We start from the raw sequence: 16,175 nt of genomic DNA on the forward strand, positions 1-16,175 counted from the left end.
GCTATTTCGGGTGTCGCTGCTACCAGTCCGCTGAGAACGGGACGAAGTTTCAAGACAGCAGCCGGCGTACGACCAACTGGAGGCTACTCCGACTATGGATATTACTGATATTGCCACTCCTGATTTCGTCGAGGTCGACGTCGGCAAGCGCTTAGGGAAGATTCGTGCCATCTTCGAGCGGGAAAACCCCCGCGGAATTGTCGTCACGGAGGATGGCGACTACGTCGGCGTGATCGGCGAAAAACAGCTCGTACGTTCCCGGATGGAAGACGATACGAAGGCCTCCGTCGTAATGAAGTCCGCACCCCGCGTCGACCGCCACGAGGACGTCCGGGAAGTCGCACGGATGCTCGTCGAAGGCGACGTCAAGGTCGCGCCCGTCTTCGAGGGCGAGAAGCTCTACGGCATCGTCGCCAGCGACGCGATCCTCGAAGCCGTCATCGACAGCCTCGATGCGATCAGCGTCGACGACATCTACACCGAAGACGTCGTCAGCGTCGGCGAGAAGTCCCACGTGGGACAGGCGATCAACAAACTCCGGGAGCACGGAATCTCGCGACTCCCCGTCGTCGACGAGGACTCCGGCAAACTCGCCGGTATCGTGACCACCCACGACCTCGTCGAGTTCGTCGTCCGCGACGACAGCCGACAGGGTCGCGGCGACCGGCGCGGCGATCTCGACCGGATGCTCGATCTGCCCGTGTACGACCTGATGTCTTCGCCGGTCGTCACGACGACGCCCGCAGAGAGCGTCGACGAGGCGGTCGAACGGATGTTCGAAAACGACATCTCCGGGCTCGTCGTGACCGCGGACGACCAGCTGATCCAGGGGATCGTCACGAAGACGGACGTCCTCCGGGCGCTCACCTTCACCGAAGAAGAGAGTATGGACGTCCAGATCACGAACGTCAGCCTGCTGGAGACGCTCTCCCGTCAGGAGATCGTCGAGTCGATCACCACCGTGGTCGACAAGTACCAGCAGATGCAGGTCTTCCACGCGCACGTCCGCTTCCACGAGCACAAAGAGAAGCTCCGCGGCACGCCGCTCATCCAGTGTCAGATCCGCCTGCGGACCAGCCACGGACAGGTCGCCGGCAGCGGTGAGGGCTACGGCGCAGAGCACGCCTTCCACGTCGCACTCGACAAGCTCGAACGCAACGTCTTAGAGATGAAGGGCCTCAACGCCGACGAGAAGTACCGCGGACAGCTCATCCGGAAGCTCGGCGAACTGTAGCCGGCTCTCCCCGCCTTTTTCGACTGTCTACAGTTCGACAGCCGACAGGCCGTCGCCGGTGATCTCGAAGGTCGCAGACTCGCCGGCGGGCTTCGCGCGATGCTTTTCCAGCGTCGCTCGGCGATTCCCGCCGCGGAACCGTTCGAGTCGCACGACTGCGCCCGTCCAGTGTTCCAGCGTGTGACCCCCGAGCGCCCTCGTGCGGTCGCTGTCGGGGTCGGTGAACACCTGATTCGTGATGGCCACCGCGAGGTCGTGCTTTCGCGCAAGCGAGAGCAGATGCGTCACCTGTCGGGCGACGCGGCGGAGCGATTCGCCGGCGTCGCCGTCGCCGGTCCGCTCGAGCCGGTAAAAGCCGGTGGCGCTGTCGAGGACGATCAACTCCGCGCGCTCGGCGAACCCCTCGGCGTCGCGGACGGCTTCCTCCTGTTCTTCGAAGTCGTGGGCCTCCGAGACGATGAGCCGGGAGGTGACGTCTTCGACCGTTTGCCCCTCGTCGGACGCGGCCTCCGCGAGCTGTCGGAAACGATCGACCGAGAGCCCCTCGGTGTCGATATAGACGGCCGTTCCGCCGTCGGCCGCGACGTTGACGGCTGCAGAGAGCGCGACGTTTGTCTTCCCCGCGGCCGGCGGGCCGTAGAGTTGCGTGACGGTGCCGCGCTCGAGGCCGCCCCCCAGCAGGTCGTCGAGCGCTCGGCACCCCGTGGTGAGTGCGTCGGACACGCCGGAGTCTCGGGCGGCTTCGGCGAAAAACTCCCCGGTCCCGCGCTCTGCAGTGCCGCCCGATCCAACGACCCGTCGCACCGCGCCGGCCAGCCCTCGCAGGCACGACACCTTTTATACCGAGACGCCGAAAAACCGCGCAGTGATCGTCGTCGCCACCGACGACTTCGAACTCTATCACGACGTCGTCGACGAACTGCGGGATCGCGGGGTGACCTTCACCACCCAGACGCCGAGCGAAGCGCTTCCCGAGCGCGCTCGGGTGGTGATCCGGGCACCCGACGACGATCTCACGCTCCCGGCAGGCGCCGACTCGGTGATCGCGACGCCCGAGGAGGCCCGTCGCGCGGTCGAAGAAGCGGTTTCGATTCTCCGTGGGGGCGGCGGCCGAACGATCGTCGGGGTCGATCCCGGAACGCGCCCGGGAATTGCCGTGCTCCACGGCGACACGGTCGTCTCCGCGTTCCAAGTTCCACTCGCTGACGCTGTCGAGACCATTCGGCGGGAGATCGGCGACGCGCCCGACCCGCTCGTCCGCGTCGGCGACGGCGCGCGACTCCAGGGCTCGCAGTTGATCAACGACCTCGACGACGTGACCGTCGAACTCGTCGACGAGACCGGTACGACGCCGTATCTCGGGACCGGCGCGCGCGGGATGGGCGACGTCCTCGCCGCGGTCAACATCGCGCGGCTCTCGGGCGAGGAGCGGGAGTCAAGAGAGATCGAACCGACAGCGGGTGAACTCCAGCGCATCAAGGACCGTTCGCGCCAGCAGTCTGCCGACGGGCGAACGATCGACGAAGGGCTCGCTCGGCGCGTCGCCGCCGGCGAACTTACAGTCAGCGAGGCGCTCGCGACGCACCGCGAGCGCGATGCAGACGACGGGGACGAGGACGAGAACGAGATCGAAGACGAAAAATCGCGAGAGCAGCCACGCAGCGACAGTAATTGAGGCCGAGCCGGTTACTCCGCGTCCCGGACGGCGTCCTCGGCGCGCCGCATCACCTCGCGGACGGGGAGGTCGGTCGCCTCGGTGACCGCGAGCGCGTCGTCGTACTCCGCGCTGTAGTCGTAGATCTCGCCGTCCGCGTCGGCCGCGACCTTGACGGCGACCTCGTAGCGTTCGCCGTCGACGTCCAGCGTCGCCGTGCGGAACTCGCGGGATGCGACCCAGCGGTGTCCGGCCCCGTGCTCGCGAACTCCGAGCGTTCCGGTCTCGACTGCGAGGCGGTGAGCGACGCGCTCGGCGTCCTCGGGCTTGACGATCACTTTTACCAGATGGCCCGGCCGCGACTTCTTCATCGTCGCCGGCAGGATGCTCACGTCGCGTGCGCCGGCTTCCTGCAGCGTCTCCTGGAGGCTCCCGAGCAGTTCGGGCGCGACGTCGTCGAGGTTCGTCTCTAAGACGGTGATCTCGTCGTGGACGAGCCGTTCGCCGCCGTCGCCGACGATCGCACGGAGGACGTTCGGCCGGTCAGGGAAGTCGTACCCGCCCGCGCCGTAGCCCGCGGCGTCGACGTCCAGCGTCGGCAGCGTGTCGACGCCCTCCGCGATATGCGCGAGAATCGCCGCGCCCGTGGGCGTCAGCAGTTCCGCGTCGACTGGGCCGCCGCGGAGCGACCAGTCGGCGTTGGCCGCGATCTCGACGACGGCGGGCGCGGGGATCGGATATTCGCCGTGGGCCATCCCCTGCGTCCCATCGCCCGTCGAGAGCGGCGTCGTGACCACGCGCTCGACGTCGAGGTCGTCGAGCAGGAGCGCGACGCCGACGACGTCCGCGATGGCGTCGTCTGCGCCGACCTCGTGGAAGTGGGTGTCTTCGAGATCGGTGTCGTGGACCGTGGCCTCGGCTTCCCCGAGTCGGCGGAAGATGGCCGTCGCGTCCGCCTCGACGCCCGCGGGGAGCCCCATCGCCTCGACGAGTTCGACGACCTCGGCGTAGGTTCGGTGCGGCCCATGGCCCTCGGCGGGGGTCTCGGTCGAGTGGCCGTGACCGTGATCGCTGTCGTCGTCGTGGTCGTGGGAGTGGTCGTCGTCGTGGTCGTGGGAGTGGTCGTGGGAGTGGTCGTGGGAGTGGTCGTGGGAGTGGTCGTGGGAGTGGTCGTGGGAGTGGTCGTGGTCGTCGTCGTGGGAATGGCCGTGACTCTCGTCGTGAGAATGTTCGTGTGTGTGGCTATGGGAGTGGCCGTGAGAGTGGCCGTGGTTGTGAGCGCCGTGGTCGTGACCGTCCTCGCTTTGGTCGTGATCGTGACCGTGATCGTCGGACGCCGACTCGTCCTCGTCGAGTAACACCTGGACCCGCGTCGCGGCGATCCCGTTTTTGTCGACGGTGTCGATGTCGTACCGAATGCCGAGCGCGTCCTCGACAGGAGCGAGAACGTCGGGGTCCGCACCGGCCGCCAGCAGCGCTGCGATCAGCATATCGCCGCTGGCTCCCATCCGGCCGTCGAAGGCGAGTGTACGCATACTCGATCCCTCGCTGTGCGGCGGCAAAGATCCACGCATCGATGCCGCGGTCGGTAAGGATTTGTACCCCCGAAGCCAACATTGTCATAGAGTGTCACGGGACGGGTTCGGTCCCCGTACTGGAGGTATCAGGGAAGGACTTAACCGGAGCCGTGACCGACTGGCGGGACGTATCCCCGCGACCCAATCATGAACGAAGTTCAACTCGAAGTGGCGAAGGCGTACCCGAACGACTCGGGCCGCGGCATCGCCCGTCTCGACCCGGACACGCTGCTCCATCTCAAGCTCTCTCCGGGCGACATCATCGAAATCGAGGGCGCCGAGACCACTGCGGCGAAGGTGTGGCGCGCGGACCGGCAGGACTGGAACACCGACACGGTCCGTATCGACGGCTTCACGCGGCAGAACGCCGACGTCAGCATCGGCGAGCGCGTGACGATCCGAAAAGCCGAGGAGACGAAAGCCGACAAGCTCGTCCTCGCGCCGCCCGAGGAGGCGAGCGTGCAGTTCGGCTCCGACGCGGCCGGGATGGTCAAACGGCAGATCCTCAAGCGGCCGGTCGTCGAGCGCGACATCGTGCCCGTGATGTCGTCGACGAATCATCCGTTTATGCGGTCGCCGGGGCAGGCGATCCCGCTCATCGCCGTCGAAACCGAGCCTGACGGCGTCTGTCTCGTGACCGAAGACACGGAAGTCGAACTCCGCGAAGAGCCCATCTCGGGCTTCGAGAAGACCGGCGGCGGGATCACCTACGAGGACATCGGCGGCCTCCAAAGTGAGATCCAGCGCGTGCGGGAGATGGTCGAACTCCCGATGAAGCACCCACAGATCTTCAAAAAGCTGGGAATCGAGCCGCCGCAGGGGGTGCTGCTCCACGGGCCGCCGGGGACCGGCAAGACGCTGCTGGCGAAGGCGGTCGCCAACGAGACCTCTGCGAGCTTCTTCTCTATCGCGGGGCCGGAGATCATCTCGAAGTACTACGGCGAGTCCGAACAGCAGTTACGCGAGATCTTCGAGGACGCAACCGAGGAGTCGCCCTCGATCATCTTCATCGACGAGCTCGACTCGATCGCGCCCAAGCGTGAGGACGTGACCGGCGAGGTCGAGCGTCGCGTCGTCGCCCAACTCCTGACGATGATGGACGGCCTCGAAACCCGCGGCCAGGTCATCGTCATCGCGGCGACGAACCGCGTCGACAGCGTCGACCCGGCGCTCCGTCGTCCGGGCCGGTTCGACCGCGAGATCGAGATCGGCGTCCCCGACGAGGTCGGCCGGAAGGAGATCCTCCAGATCCACACTCGCGGGATGCCGCTGTCGGACGACGTCTCGCTCGACCACCTCGCCGACGAGACGCACGGCTTCGTCGGCGCCGACATCGAGTCGCTGACGAAGGAGGCGGCGATGAAGGCGCTTCGGCGCTACCTCCCCGAGATCGACCTCGACGAGGAGGACATCCCGCCGAGCCTCATCGACCGGATGATCGTCAAGCGCCAGGATTTCCAGGGCGCGCTCGCGGACGTCGAACCCTCGGCGATGCGCGAAGTCCTCGTCGAACTCCCGAAAGTCTCGTGGGACGACGTCGGTGGGCTCGAAGATCCGAAGCAGACGGTCAAAGAGAGCGTCGAGTGGCCCCTGACGTCCGAAGACAGATTCGAGCGGATGGGCATCGACCCGCCGAAGGGCGTCCTGCTCTACGGCCCGCCCGGGACCGGCAAGACGCTCATCGCGAAGGCGGTCGCCAACGAGACGAACGCGAACTTCATCTCGGTCCGCGGCCCGCAACTGCTCTCGAAGTGGGTCGGCGAGTCCGAGAAGGCCATCCGCCAGACGTTCCGGAAGGCCCGGCAGGTCAGCCCGACGATCATCTTCTTCGACGAGCTGGACAGCCTCGCGCCCAGCCGCGGCGGGGAGACCGGAAACAACGTCTCCGAACGGGTCGTCAATCAGCTCCTGACCGAACTCGACGGCCTCGAAGAGAACGGCAACGTGATGGTCATCGGCGCGACCAACCGGCCGGATATGATCGACCCCGCGCTCATCCGCTCGGGGCGGTTCGACCGCTTGGTCCTCATCGGCCAGCCCGACGAGGAGGGCCGTGAGCAGATCCTCAAGATCCACACCCGAAACTCCCCGCTCGCGCCCGACGTGAGCCTGCGCGAGATCGCCGAGATCACCGACGGCTACGTCGGCTCCGACCTCGAAACGATCGGCCGCGAGGCCGCGATCGAGGCGCTCCGCGAGGACGGCGACGCCGAGGAGATCGAGATGCGGCACTTCCGCAAGGCGATGGAGTCCGTCCGGCCGACGATCACCGACGACCTGATGGAGTACTACGAACAGATGCAGGACCAGTTCAAGGGTGGCGGCCGCGAAGGTCTCGGCGAGCGCCGCGACGGCCGGATCGGCTTCCAGTAGCGCGCTTGCTCTCTTTCCGTCTTCTTCTCTAGCGGACGATCGTCACCGGCACCGGCGACCGGCGGGCGACGTGTTCGGCGACGCTGCCGAGCACCAGCCGCGAGACGCCGCGTCGACCGTGACTCCCGACGACGACGTGGTCGACGCCGAGGTCGCGCGCCGTCTCAACGATCGTCGCCGCCGGACGGCCGACCTCGATCTGTGTCTCGATGTCGCCAGTCGTTTCAGCTTCCACGCCGTCCGCCGTGAGGAGTTCCCGTCCCTCCGCGAGAATCTCTCCAGCGTCCGCCTTCGCCTCCTGATACCACTCCTCAGAGCCGCTGGGGAGGACGCCGGCGCTGTAGCCAGCCTGCACGGGATTGATGACGTGTAGCAACGTCACGTGGGCGTCGCTCCACTCGTCGACGACGAAGCGGAGTGCGTGGCGCGACTGCGGCGACCCGTCGAGGGGGACGAGCACGTGCCTCGGCATAACTGCGGGTAGATTCCCGGGGTATATAAAACGGCCTCTGGCGGCTCGCGACCGCTTTTGCCGGCGCTCACTCGCCGTGGCGGGTGAGACAGACCGGCAGCCCCACGAGTTCGACCGGCTCGGAGTTGTCCGGAGAGTAGACGACGGCCTGTCCCTTCTCCATATACGGGACCTTGTCTTCGAGTTCCGGCGGGATGTTGACGCTCTTGATCGCGTCCTCGTCGCCGAGGTTGAGCACGAGTCTGGTGTTGATCTGCTTGAATACGGATTCGGCGACGTCCTGTGGGTCCTGTGTGACCAAGAACAGGCCGAGCCGCTCTTTGCGACCCTGTTTGGCGGCCTCGGTGAACTTCGAGATCACCTTCCGCGCCTGGACGGTGTCGGCGTCGGCGAGGAAGTTGTGGGCCTCGTCCATCCCGAGCAGCAGGGGAGTCTCTTTGATCCGGTTCGAATCCGGCGCGTTCGAGAGCTTGTCGTCGATCAGCATACTGGAGACGGCGAGGACGAACAGTTCCTTCGCGCGGCTGGTCGAGAGGTGATACGTCGGGACGACCGTCAGTCCGCCGGGGCGGACGAGCTGGTGATCCAACTCGGTGATCGGCCGCGCGGACTGATCGAAGACGCCGTTCGGCACGCCGTGAACGCGACGCTTGACCGCGTCGAACGTCGATTCGTGAACCCGGCCGGACTCGTCGAGCTGCTCGCGCAGGGCGGGGTCGTCGAGGAACGTCAGGAACTCCGCGTACGTGCCGCTGTTTCCGTACTCGCGGAAGAACCGTTCGAGGAGGTGTTTGAGCGCGGGGTACTGATTCTCGTTGAGGCTGCTGCCCGCGACGAGCCAGGGGCGGTCGCGTGCCATCGAGAACGGGATCGTGAACTCCAACTGCTCTGCACGGTGGTTGTCGCCGCCGTAGGGGACGCCGTCCTCTTTCGGGACGAGCGCCAGCGTGTCGTCGTGGCCGCCGTGGACGATGCCCTCGCGCTCGTAGCGCCGGGCGGTCGCGTCGTCCATCGCGGGGTTGTCGTCGTGCATCTGCGCGTACTCGTCCTGGGGGTCGAACTGGACGACCGCGAGCCGGGCGGACCGGCCGTCGTCCATCTCGTAGGTCCGGTCCTCGGCGAGCAGTTGGCGCAGAACGTTCTTCGTGGCGTGCGTCTTCCCGGAGCCGGTGCCGCCGGCGACCAGCGTGTGTCTGAAGACGAGGGGGTCTCCGTGGTCGTAGTCGTCTCTGAGCCGGTAGTCGATCGTCGGCGGCTGTGCCGCGGTCCGCACCTTCTCGCCCCCGACCGAGAGATGGCCGAGGAAAATGCCGTCGCCGGGGATTTTCAGCCCCGTCTTGATCTGGTCGGGATCGGTCGCCTCGGCGACGACGGCGCCCGGCTTCGGCACGCGGTCGACCATCCGGCGTTTGAGGTCGCCGTCGCTCTCGCCGGCGTCGCTCCCGCCGGCCTCGCTCTCGCCGCCGCTCTCGTCTTCGAACAGGACCGCGAGCGGGTCCAGCGAGGCGACGAATTTGTAGTCGCGTTCCTCGAACTCGTCGCGGCGCATCGCTCGCCGCGCGTGGATCTCGGTGGCGTCGTCGGTCTGGAACTCCTGGGCGTACTCCAGGGCCGTAATACGAGAGAACAGCAGTTCGTCGTCCGGATAGGGAACGAGGAGGTACTTTCCGAGTCGGACAGTGTCGCGGTTCCCCGTCGTCACGTACGCTCGCAGCGACGTGTCGTCGCCGTCCTCGGCGACGCGGAGGCCTTGAGAGACCGCGATGGCCCCGATTCCGCGGTCCTGTCCCGCCGGGGCGGCGTCGTAGCGCTCGAACGCGACGTCGCCAGTTGAATCGTCTGACCCGGCCGCGCTCGACGGCGTGCGATCCGCCGACGTCGCTTCCGCGTCCGTCTCCTCGCTCGTCGACGGCGCGGCGTCCCCCGCGGTCGATCGGTTGCTATCCGCTTGCCCGGAAGCGCTCTCGTCCGAACCGGGCTCGAAGTCGCCGAGATCCACCATATGTCTCGTGACTGCGCCGGCGACGATTAAAACACCTCGCCCGCCGGGCGAACGTCGGTCGGAAGCGCGTCCCCCCGGTCGACGGTCACTGGTTCGTCTGTCGGGCCCCTTTTCCCCGCCGGGACCGAAGGTCTGGTATGCTTCTCATACGCGGCCACGCCGGCGGGACCAACCTGACCGGGACTATCTTCGAGCGCGGCGAGCGCGCCCCTTCCTACAAGGGAGCGCCCGACGAGGACGCGCCGTACGTCTGGGTCTGCGACGAGTTCTACGAGGTCGAAAGCGGCGGTTCGGAGACGACCATCGACGGCGAGACGATCAACGTCGCGTTCGAGTCGCCGATGCCCCGCGGCTTCGAGACGCGCGAGCGGGCGATCGAGGCGGCCAAAGACCACGTCCGGACGCAGTTCGCCCGCGTCGGCGTGGCCGAGTCCGACGTCGAGATCGAAGTCATCAAAGAAGAACCGGGCGCTGAACATCCGTAGTCGGCCCCGAGTCACTACGTTCGGTCCCGACGTTCCGCTTTCTTTTTCTGTTACTCCAGATCGCCCCACCGAACCTCGTCGTAGCGCTTGACCTCGTCGCTGTCGAGCGTCTCCGAGAACTTTCGTCTGAGCGAGGACTTCTCTCTGGCGCTGATACGGGCGAGTTCGTCGGCTTTCGCGACCGCCTCCGGCGGGCCGCGACGGGCCGCGACGTCGCCGAGAATCTGCCGGGTGATCGCCTCGCGGATGTCATCGTCGCGGGCGAACGCGTAGGGCGTCTCGACGCGGTAGAGCACGTCGGTCTGGGGCTCGTAGACGACGAAGAAACACGTCTCGTAGAGCTGTGGGTCGAGTTTCCGCTCGACTCCGTACGCGTCGCCGTCCGCCGCGACGGTGGCGTCGACGCCGCCGCGAGAGACGAACCAGTTCGTGAACGTCAGTTCGTCCGTCCGGCGGCCCTCGGGACCGTGAGTCCCCTCCCGCTCGGGAACCGACGTGTCGTCGTCGCGCCGTTCGAGTAGTTTGGTGAAGAACGCGGCGTCGTCGGTCCACGGAACGTCGATCTCTCGGTCGCCCTCCCGGAGCGTGCCGACGATCCGCTTCGAGGCCGGATTCTTGACGAAGCCGCAGATCGGCACGTCGCGCTCGACGAACGACTCGACCAGCCGGACGTAGTTCTCGACGACCGAACGCGGTTCCAGTTCCTCTGAGAGGGCTCTGAGTTCGGCGTCGCGCTCGCGCCAGTTGAGCAGTTCGACGGGGTACAGCGGGCCGTCGAGGATCAGGAGGTCGGAGACGGTCTCGGCGTGTTCCAGCGCGTGGGAACTCTCAGCGAGATAGAGCGCGAGCGCGTGGACGATCCCCTCGGCGTAGCGGTTGACCTTCGGGACCTGCATCACGCGCCACCGGCAGTACCCCTCGTCGACTTTCCGCCAGGGTTCGTCCAGCGGGACCGTATCGTCGTTGACGTGGGCCGCCGCGACCATACTCCGGTGGCGGTGAAGCTCCAGATCCGAGGGGACCGACGCCATCGCGGCCTGTGCGAGGTCGACGACGAGTCCGTTCTTGAACGTCGTGGGGTTGATCGTCCCCGAATCGAGGCCGTGGACCGTCTCGAACGGAGCAGACGCGAGCGCGACGTCTTCGGCGTCGACGGCGCGCAGTCGCTTTTCGTCTACTGGTTCGACGACGACGCGCCCGTTGGGGCCGTAGAGGGGATCGAGAAATCCCTCCCAGATCCGCGCCGCGACGTCGACGTGGTCTGCGTCGTCCACGTGGCGTGCGAGGTACGCCGCGAGGTCCGCGATGCTGTCGACGTGGACGGGGTCGAGTGTCACGTCCGTGTCGTGGCGACAGAGCGAGAAAAAGCCCCCGTCGTCGCCGTGAGAAAAGGCAATACGTCTCGGGGACTTACCGGCGTCTGTGACAATCTCTGCGGTGGGGTTCGACCTCGACGAGACGCTCGCCGTCCCGACGCGGGATCGGGCGACGATCCTCGGGGACGCCGCCGACATCGCCGGTGCACCGCCGCTCTCTCGCGAGGCGTATCTGGAGGCGCACGCACGGAACCTCACCGGCGAGACCCGCACGCCGATCTTCGCGGATCTCCTCGCCGACCACGAGACTGACACGGACCCGGAAGCGGTCGCGAGCGCGTATCGGCGGGAAATCGCCGACGCGCTCGTTCCACTGCCGGGCATCGAGGCGTTTCTCGACCGACTGCGCGAGGAGTACCGGGTCGGCCTTCTCACGAACGGTCCGCGCGTGGCCCAGCGCGACAAACTGGGGATCCTGGGCTGGACCGACACCTTCGACGCCGCGCTGGTGACCGGCGAACTCGACGCGGGAAAGCCCGACCCGGCCGCCTTCGCGGCGCTCCTCGACGCTCTCGGAACCGACGCAGCGGAGACAGCGTACGTCGGCGACGACGTCGAAGCCGACATCGCGGGCGCGGCCGACGCCGGACTCACGCCGATCCAGGTGCTCTACGAGGGCGGGCCGGAGCCGTCGTCGCGCGCGGCCGTCCATCTCCCGAGAGACGAACTCGTGACGCGGCTGCCGGATCTTCTCGACGAACTCTGACACGCGACGCCCGCAGCGAAGCTCCTACTCCGACGACGACGCGACCGCCCGGAGCGCCGGGAGCAACCACTTGACCTGCGCGCCGTCCTCGACGAACACGAGCGTCCGCGGTGGTTCGACCGCCTTCGGCCGGACGCGAAGCCCCTCCTCGCGGGCCGTGTCGGCGACGGCGTCGACGGCAGTTTCGAACTCCACGCGAACGCGTTCGGGCTGGACGAACACCGATGCGACGCGGGTGCTATCGGCGTCACCGTCGCTGCCGTCGTCGCCGTCACCGTCGCTGCCGTCGCTACTATCCTCTCGTTCGATTGCGTAGGCAAACGCGCCGTCCGGCGTCGGCTCGACGTCGGGGTCGGCGTCCGTGACCGAGAGCGACCGCAGGTCGTCCTCGTGCCCGGTGACCTCGGAGGCAAGAAACTGCGCGATGCGACGCCCGTCTGTCAGTCGCTCCTCGACCATACTGGCGCGTTCGACGCGCGGCGAAAAGAGGGCTCCGTTCGCCGACAGCGTTCTTTCGAACTACTCGCGGAGATCTGCTTACTCACCGAGATCTGCTTTCGCGGTCTCGATCGCGTCGCCCGCATCGACGTCCTGTTCGCGGGCGTACAGCGCCGCCGCGGCCTCGACCGAGATGCCGAGTCGCCGCTGACGGTCGTTCACCTCCGCGACGACGTCCTGTTTGTCGTAGCCGGCGGCGACGAGGGCGTCGAGGATGCGCTCGAAGGCCGACTGCTCGCGGAGGATCGACTGGTCGGGCTCGTAGTCCTCGGGGACGATCACGTCCGCGGGCTCGAACTGCGCCACGACCTCGCCGTCTTCGCGCGCGAGCAGCCCGCGACCTGCCGCCACGTCGATGAGCCGCTTTGCCTGATCCGGCGAGAACCAACTCCGATCTAACGAGAGCGCGACGACGAACTCCCCCTCGCCCAGTCGCGTCGTCCCCTGTTGTTTGAACGGGACGGCGACCGCTACTTCGAGGCTCATATCACGTCTGGATACGCGCCCGCACAAGGAGTCCTCGGTTTCCGGTCAGTACTGACCGGCCGTGCCGAGCAGTAACAGGAGCGTCGCAATCACGGACGCCACGCTGCTCGCGGCAGCGAGCGGGACCGCCGAGACGATGCCGACGACGCCGCCGCAGGCGAGACTGACACCCATCCCACCGAGCACGTAGTCGAATCGCGTCGGAGCCTCCTGCGGAACGGCGTCGACCATTCTGTAATTAGATATAATTAGAACCGGAAAGGAATATCTTGTGGTCCCGCGCGGTCGCCGTCGCTACGAGTCCGATGGCGTGTCTGTGTCTGACGCCCCCGACGTGAGGCCCTTCAGCGCCCACAGGACGAGCAATGCGCCTTCGATTCGAGCGGCAGTGTACACCCACGATTTCGCTTCGGCCTCACCCCTCGTAGCGAGGCCCACCCAGAGATCGGTGATTCGACGGGGTGCGAGCAGTTCGGCGATACCGAGCACGAGTGCAGCGGCTCTGAGGAGCATACGAACATATTGTGTCGGAACGATAATACGTCTTCCGTCGGGTCACTCGGACGAAAGCGCCGAACCGCCGGGCTGTCCGGTCCCGGTCACGACACTTGCGCCGTCGCCTTCCGACTCAGCGGTGGCTCTCTTCGGCGTCTCAGATGGGTCGGGAAAGACGATCGTCGCTCCCGCCATAATCGGAGCCAGGAGACCGGCAGCGACGACTCCTGGGTCCCCGAGCCGCCCCTGTACGAACACTTCTGTCCCGGGCTGGAGGTCGGCGTCGGCGACGGTGTCCGACGCAGCGGCGAGCGCCTCCGCGTGCGAGTAGGTCCGGCCGGCAGCCGCGAGCAGTGGGTCGCCCGGCGTGACCGTCGCGGGGTGGACCGCGGGGTTCTCGCTCCAGACCTCGGTCTCCCAGTGAGTCGTCGAGGGGTCTGTCGGCTTGTCGCCATAGACCGCGAGGCGGTGCCCCGGCGGCAGTTCGAAGTCGTCCTCGCGTTCTGCGGGTGCGACGACCGCCCGGGGGACGGTCTCGCCGATGTCGTCGGCGAAGCGCGTCACTGCACCCAACTGGGCCGCGCCGAAGAACGTGAGCACTGACTCGGGAAGCGCCTCCGGCACCACGAGAACCTCGTCGCCCTCGCGGACGCCGAGGTAGCGGAGGACGTTCCCAGCCTTATAAGAGGTCGTGATGAAATCGTAGTAGCTGTACGTGCGACCGGGCTCGTCGACCCGGAACGCGAGCCCCGAAGTCCGGCGCTCGCGAGCGACGAGGTCGCCGACGGTGTCGGGATCCACGCACGGCGATGGGAACTCGGCATCGGCGTCGGAGTCTGCGTCCGAGTCGGCGTTCATACCTGTGGGTCGTCGCCGGGGTGCAAAACGGCGTCGGCCGCCCCCGCGCAGGCACTCAGGGCGCGCCGGCCACGACGAACGTGCTCGATTCGTCGGCGTGGAGTTGGCGGCTCGACGTCGGCGCGACGCGGACGGCGTCGCCGGGGGAAAGCGACACGTCGTCGCCGTCGATGGTGATGCTGCCCGCGCCGTCGACGAGGTAGTACACTTCCTCGTGGCCGCCGTCGGCGTGGTCGTGTTCCATACCGCTCCAGTCGGCGCCGACGTCAACGACCGTGAACCCGAGGTTCTCGCAGTCGAGCTCGTCCCGAAGGAAGTACATTCTGGGTGCTTTCTCCTCGCCGTCTTCGTAGCTCGCTTTCGTGTATGACATACAGAGAGTGTTCGGCCGAGAGACACGTGAAAGTGAGGGCCGTGGTGAGCCCAGCCGACAGTATGGACAACTGCCGGGTCCCACCCGTTTAGGGCATTGTGGTGTCGCTCTGGCCGATAACACGCACGTCTGGCTCGTCTTCGACGCGCCGCGGGTCGGCACCGTCGACGACTTCAGGCCTACGTCGTCGACGACGACGAGGAGTAGCGAGAACAGTCGCGGAGCGGAGGCGGTGCGGAGGCGGTCTTCCCGTGTCAGCACCGCGAGGCGAGCGGGCGCTCGCCTCGCGGCTTTTTCCCTCTAGGTTTTTGCGCGGTGGGTTCCCGCAGCGGCGCGAAGCGCCGCGAGGAAACCCACCGTGGAAAAAGGTAGATTAGAACGAATTCTTGATCTTCTCGAAGAAGCCCTCGTTGACATCGATGTCCTCGCCGCCGGCCTCGGCGAAGGCTTCGAGTGCCTCTTTCTGCTCTTCGTTGAGTTCCTCGGGCGTCACGACCTGCACCTGCACGTAGAGGTCGCCGTGGCCCCGACCCCGGAGATGCGGCATCCCCTCGCCGCGGATCCGGAACTCCTCGCCGCTCTGGGTCCCGTCTGGAACGTCGAGATCGGTCGTGCCGCCCACGGTCGGGACCTCGACCGTCCCGCCGAAGACGGCCTTCGGGAACGAGATCGGGTGGCGGTGATAGAGGTCGTCGCCTTCGCGCTCGAAGTCGTCGTGTTCGCGGACGGCGACGTCGATGAGCAGGTCGCCGTTCGGACCGCCGTTCTCGCCGGGCGCGCCCTCGCCTTCCATCCGGAGCGTCTGGCCGTCGCGGATGCCAGCCGGGATGTCGACCGAGAGCGTCGCCTCCTCGCGCGTGACGCCGTCGCCACCACAGGTCGAACAGGTCTCGCTGTAGGTTTCGCCCGAGCCCTCACAGCGCGGGCACGTCTGCGTCTGCTGCACGCGGCCCAGCGGCGTGTCGCGGACGGTCGTGGTCTGACCGCGGCCGTTACACTCCGGACAGGTGTTCACCTCGGCATCCTCCGGGTGACCGCGCCCGTTACATTCCGAACAGGTCTCGGGGCGGGTGATCGTGAACTGCTTTTCGACGCCCTCGTAGACCTCCTCGAGGTCGAGCGTGACCTGCGTGCGGAGGTTCTGGCCCTGTCGCGGGCGGTTGCGCTGTCGGCCCTGCCCCTGACCGCGGCCGCCCCCGAAGAACTGGCTGAAGATGTCCTCGAAGGGGTTGCCCTGGCCGCCGCCGCCCATCCCGCCGAACGGATTGCCTTGGCCGCGGCCGCCGGCACCGCCCGCGCCGCCGCCGACGCCCCCGCGCTTTTCAGCCTGTTCGAAGCGCTCGTGACCCAGTTGGTCGTACATCTGGCGCTTCTCGTCGTCGGTGAGGACCTCTTTGGCCTTCTTGACCTTCTTGAACTTCTCCTCGGCGTCCGGCTCCTCGGAGACGTCGGGGTGATACTCTGCGGCCTTCTTCCGGTAGGCCTGCGTGATCTCGTCCTCGGTGGCGTCCCGGGAGACACCGAGTACGTCGTAGAAGTCCTCGCTCATTCGTTGTCGAATCCGTAGTTGGTTGAACTACTTCAAC

The 16,175-nt window shown here is 66.9% G+C and carries 17 protein-coding genes; 5 read left to right on the forward strand and 12 right to left on the reverse strand.

Annotation, left to right across the window (positions count from 1 at the left end; all coding sequences use genetic code 11):
* Nucleotides 1-94 precede the first annotated feature (94 nt).
* Complete coding sequence (locus tag RBH22_RS06160) at nt 95-1,234, forward strand: CBS domain-containing protein (protein ID WP_306676880.1); 1,140 nt, start codon at nt 95-97, stop codon at nt 1,232-1,234.
* 27 nt (nt 1,235-1,261) lie between these two features.
* Here the strand turns inward: RBH22_RS06160 and radB are convergent, their stop codons facing one another.
* Nucleotides 1,262-1,957, reverse strand: coding sequence for a DNA repair and recombination protein RadB (radB, locus tag RBH22_RS06165; protein ID WP_121569251.1), 696 nt, complete (start codon nt 1,955-1,957; stop codon nt 1,262-1,264).
* Between the two features lie 142 nt (nt 1,958-2,099).
* On the opposite strand from radB, the gene RBH22_RS06170 reads away from it, so the two are divergent.
* Nucleotides 2,100-2,909, forward strand: a complete 810-nt coding sequence (locus tag RBH22_RS06170) for a hypothetical protein (protein ID WP_306676881.1) — start codon at nt 2,100-2,102, stop codon at nt 2,907-2,909.
* 11 nt (nt 2,910-2,920) lie between these two features.
* On the opposite strand, the gene larC is transcribed toward RBH22_RS06170, so the two are convergent.
* Nucleotides 2,921-4,423, reverse strand: a complete 1,503-nt coding sequence (larC, locus tag RBH22_RS06175) for a nickel pincer cofactor biosynthesis protein LarC (RefSeq protein WP_306676882.1) — start codon at nt 4,421-4,423, stop codon at nt 2,921-2,923.
* Nucleotides 4,424-4,612: 189 nt separating this feature from the next.
* Between larC and RBH22_RS06180 the strand changes: the two genes are divergently transcribed.
* Entirely contained in the window at nt 4,613-6,838 is a 2,226-nt protein-coding gene (locus RBH22_RS06180; RefSeq protein WP_121569254.1) for a CDC48 family AAA ATPase, read from the forward strand.
* Nucleotides 6,839-6,866: 28 nt separating this feature from the next.
* Here RBH22_RS06180 and RBH22_RS06185 read toward each other — a convergent pair whose 3' ends face one another.
* Both RBH22_RS06185 and RBH22_RS06190 read right to left on the reverse strand, forming a co-directional pair.
* Nucleotides 6,867-7,310, reverse strand: a complete 444-nt coding sequence (locus tag RBH22_RS06185) for a universal stress protein (RefSeq protein WP_256545308.1) — start codon at nt 7,308-7,310, stop codon at nt 6,867-6,869.
* A 67-nt stretch (nt 7,311-7,377) separates the two neighbouring features.
* On the reverse strand, nt 7,378-9,312 hold the full coding sequence (locus RBH22_RS06190; RefSeq protein ID WP_306676883.1) for an ATP-binding protein: 1,935 nt from the start codon (nt 9,310-9,312) through the stop codon (nt 7,378-7,380).
* Between the two features lie 137 nt (nt 9,313-9,449).
* Here RBH22_RS06190 and RBH22_RS06195 point away from each other — a divergent pair, with 137 nt between their 5' ends.
* Nucleotides 9,450-9,797: a hypothetical protein gene (locus RBH22_RS06195; RefSeq protein ID WP_121569257.1), complete on the forward strand. Its 348-nt coding sequence runs from the start codon at nt 9,450-9,452 to the stop codon at nt 9,795-9,797.
* Nucleotides 9,798-9,847: 50 nt separating this feature from the next.
* Here the strand turns inward: RBH22_RS06195 and RBH22_RS06200 are convergent, their stop codons facing one another.
* Complete coding sequence (locus RBH22_RS06200) at nt 9,848-11,134, reverse strand: DNA double-strand break repair nuclease NurA (RefSeq protein ID WP_256545310.1); 1,287 nt, start codon at nt 11,132-11,134, stop codon at nt 9,848-9,850.
* A gap of 85 nt (nt 11,135-11,219) precedes the next feature.
* Between RBH22_RS06200 and RBH22_RS06205 the strand changes: the two genes are divergently transcribed.
* Nucleotides 11,220-11,879 carry an HAD family hydrolase gene (locus tag RBH22_RS06205; protein ID WP_306676884.1) on the forward strand — a complete coding sequence of 220 codons (660 nt, stop codon included), beginning with the start codon at nt 11,220-11,222 and terminating at the stop codon, nt 11,877-11,879.
* A 24-nt stretch (nt 11,880-11,903) separates the two neighbouring features.
* Here RBH22_RS06205 and RBH22_RS06210 read toward each other — a convergent pair whose 3' ends face one another.
* The 7 genes from RBH22_RS06210 to dnaJ all read right to left on the reverse strand — a co-directional run bounded on the left by RBH22_RS06210 (nt 11,904) and on the right by dnaJ (nt 16,138).
* On the reverse strand, nt 11,904-12,338 hold the full coding sequence (locus RBH22_RS06210; RefSeq protein WP_256545312.1) for a hypothetical protein: 435 nt from the start codon (nt 12,336-12,338) through the stop codon (nt 11,904-11,906).
* Nucleotides 12,339-12,416: 78 nt separating this feature from the next.
* A complete protein-coding gene (locus tag RBH22_RS06215; protein ID WP_306676885.1) occupies nt 12,417-12,863 on the reverse strand; it encodes a DUF2240 family protein in 447 nt (148 codons plus the stop codon).
* A 45-nt stretch (nt 12,864-12,908) separates the two neighbouring features.
* A complete protein-coding gene (locus RBH22_RS06220; protein WP_256289551.1) occupies nt 12,909-13,094 on the reverse strand; it encodes a hypothetical protein in 186 nt (61 codons plus the stop codon).
* Between the two features lie 63 nt (nt 13,095-13,157).
* Complete coding sequence (locus RBH22_RS06225) at nt 13,158-13,376, reverse strand: hypothetical protein (RefSeq protein ID WP_306676886.1); 219 nt, start codon at nt 13,374-13,376, stop codon at nt 13,158-13,160.
* 42 nt (nt 13,377-13,418) lie between these two features.
* The gene (locus RBH22_RS06230) at nt 13,419-14,216 is read right to left on the reverse strand and encodes an acetyl-CoA synthetase (protein ID WP_306676887.1); all 798 of its coding nucleotides are present in this window, start codon (nt 14,214-14,216) and stop codon (nt 13,419-13,421) included.
* Nucleotides 14,217-14,271: 55 nt separating this feature from the next.
* The gene (locus RBH22_RS06235) at nt 14,272-14,589 is read right to left on the reverse strand and encodes a cupin domain-containing protein (RefSeq protein WP_306676888.1); all 318 of its coding nucleotides are present in this window, start codon (nt 14,587-14,589) and stop codon (nt 14,272-14,274) included.
* 373 nt (nt 14,590-14,962) lie between these two features.
* A complete protein-coding gene (gene dnaJ / locus RBH22_RS06240) occupies nt 14,963-16,138 on the reverse strand; it encodes a molecular chaperone DnaJ (protein ID WP_306676890.1) in 1,176 nt (391 codons plus the stop codon).
* Nucleotides 16,139-16,175 lie beyond the last annotated feature (37 nt).

Origin of the sequence: Halobellus sp. H-GB7, from assembly GCF_030848585.1 — an archaeon.
GTDB classification, from domain to species: domain Archaea; phylum Halobacteriota; class Halobacteria; order Halobacteriales; family Haloferacaceae; genus Haloquadratum; species Haloquadratum inordinatus.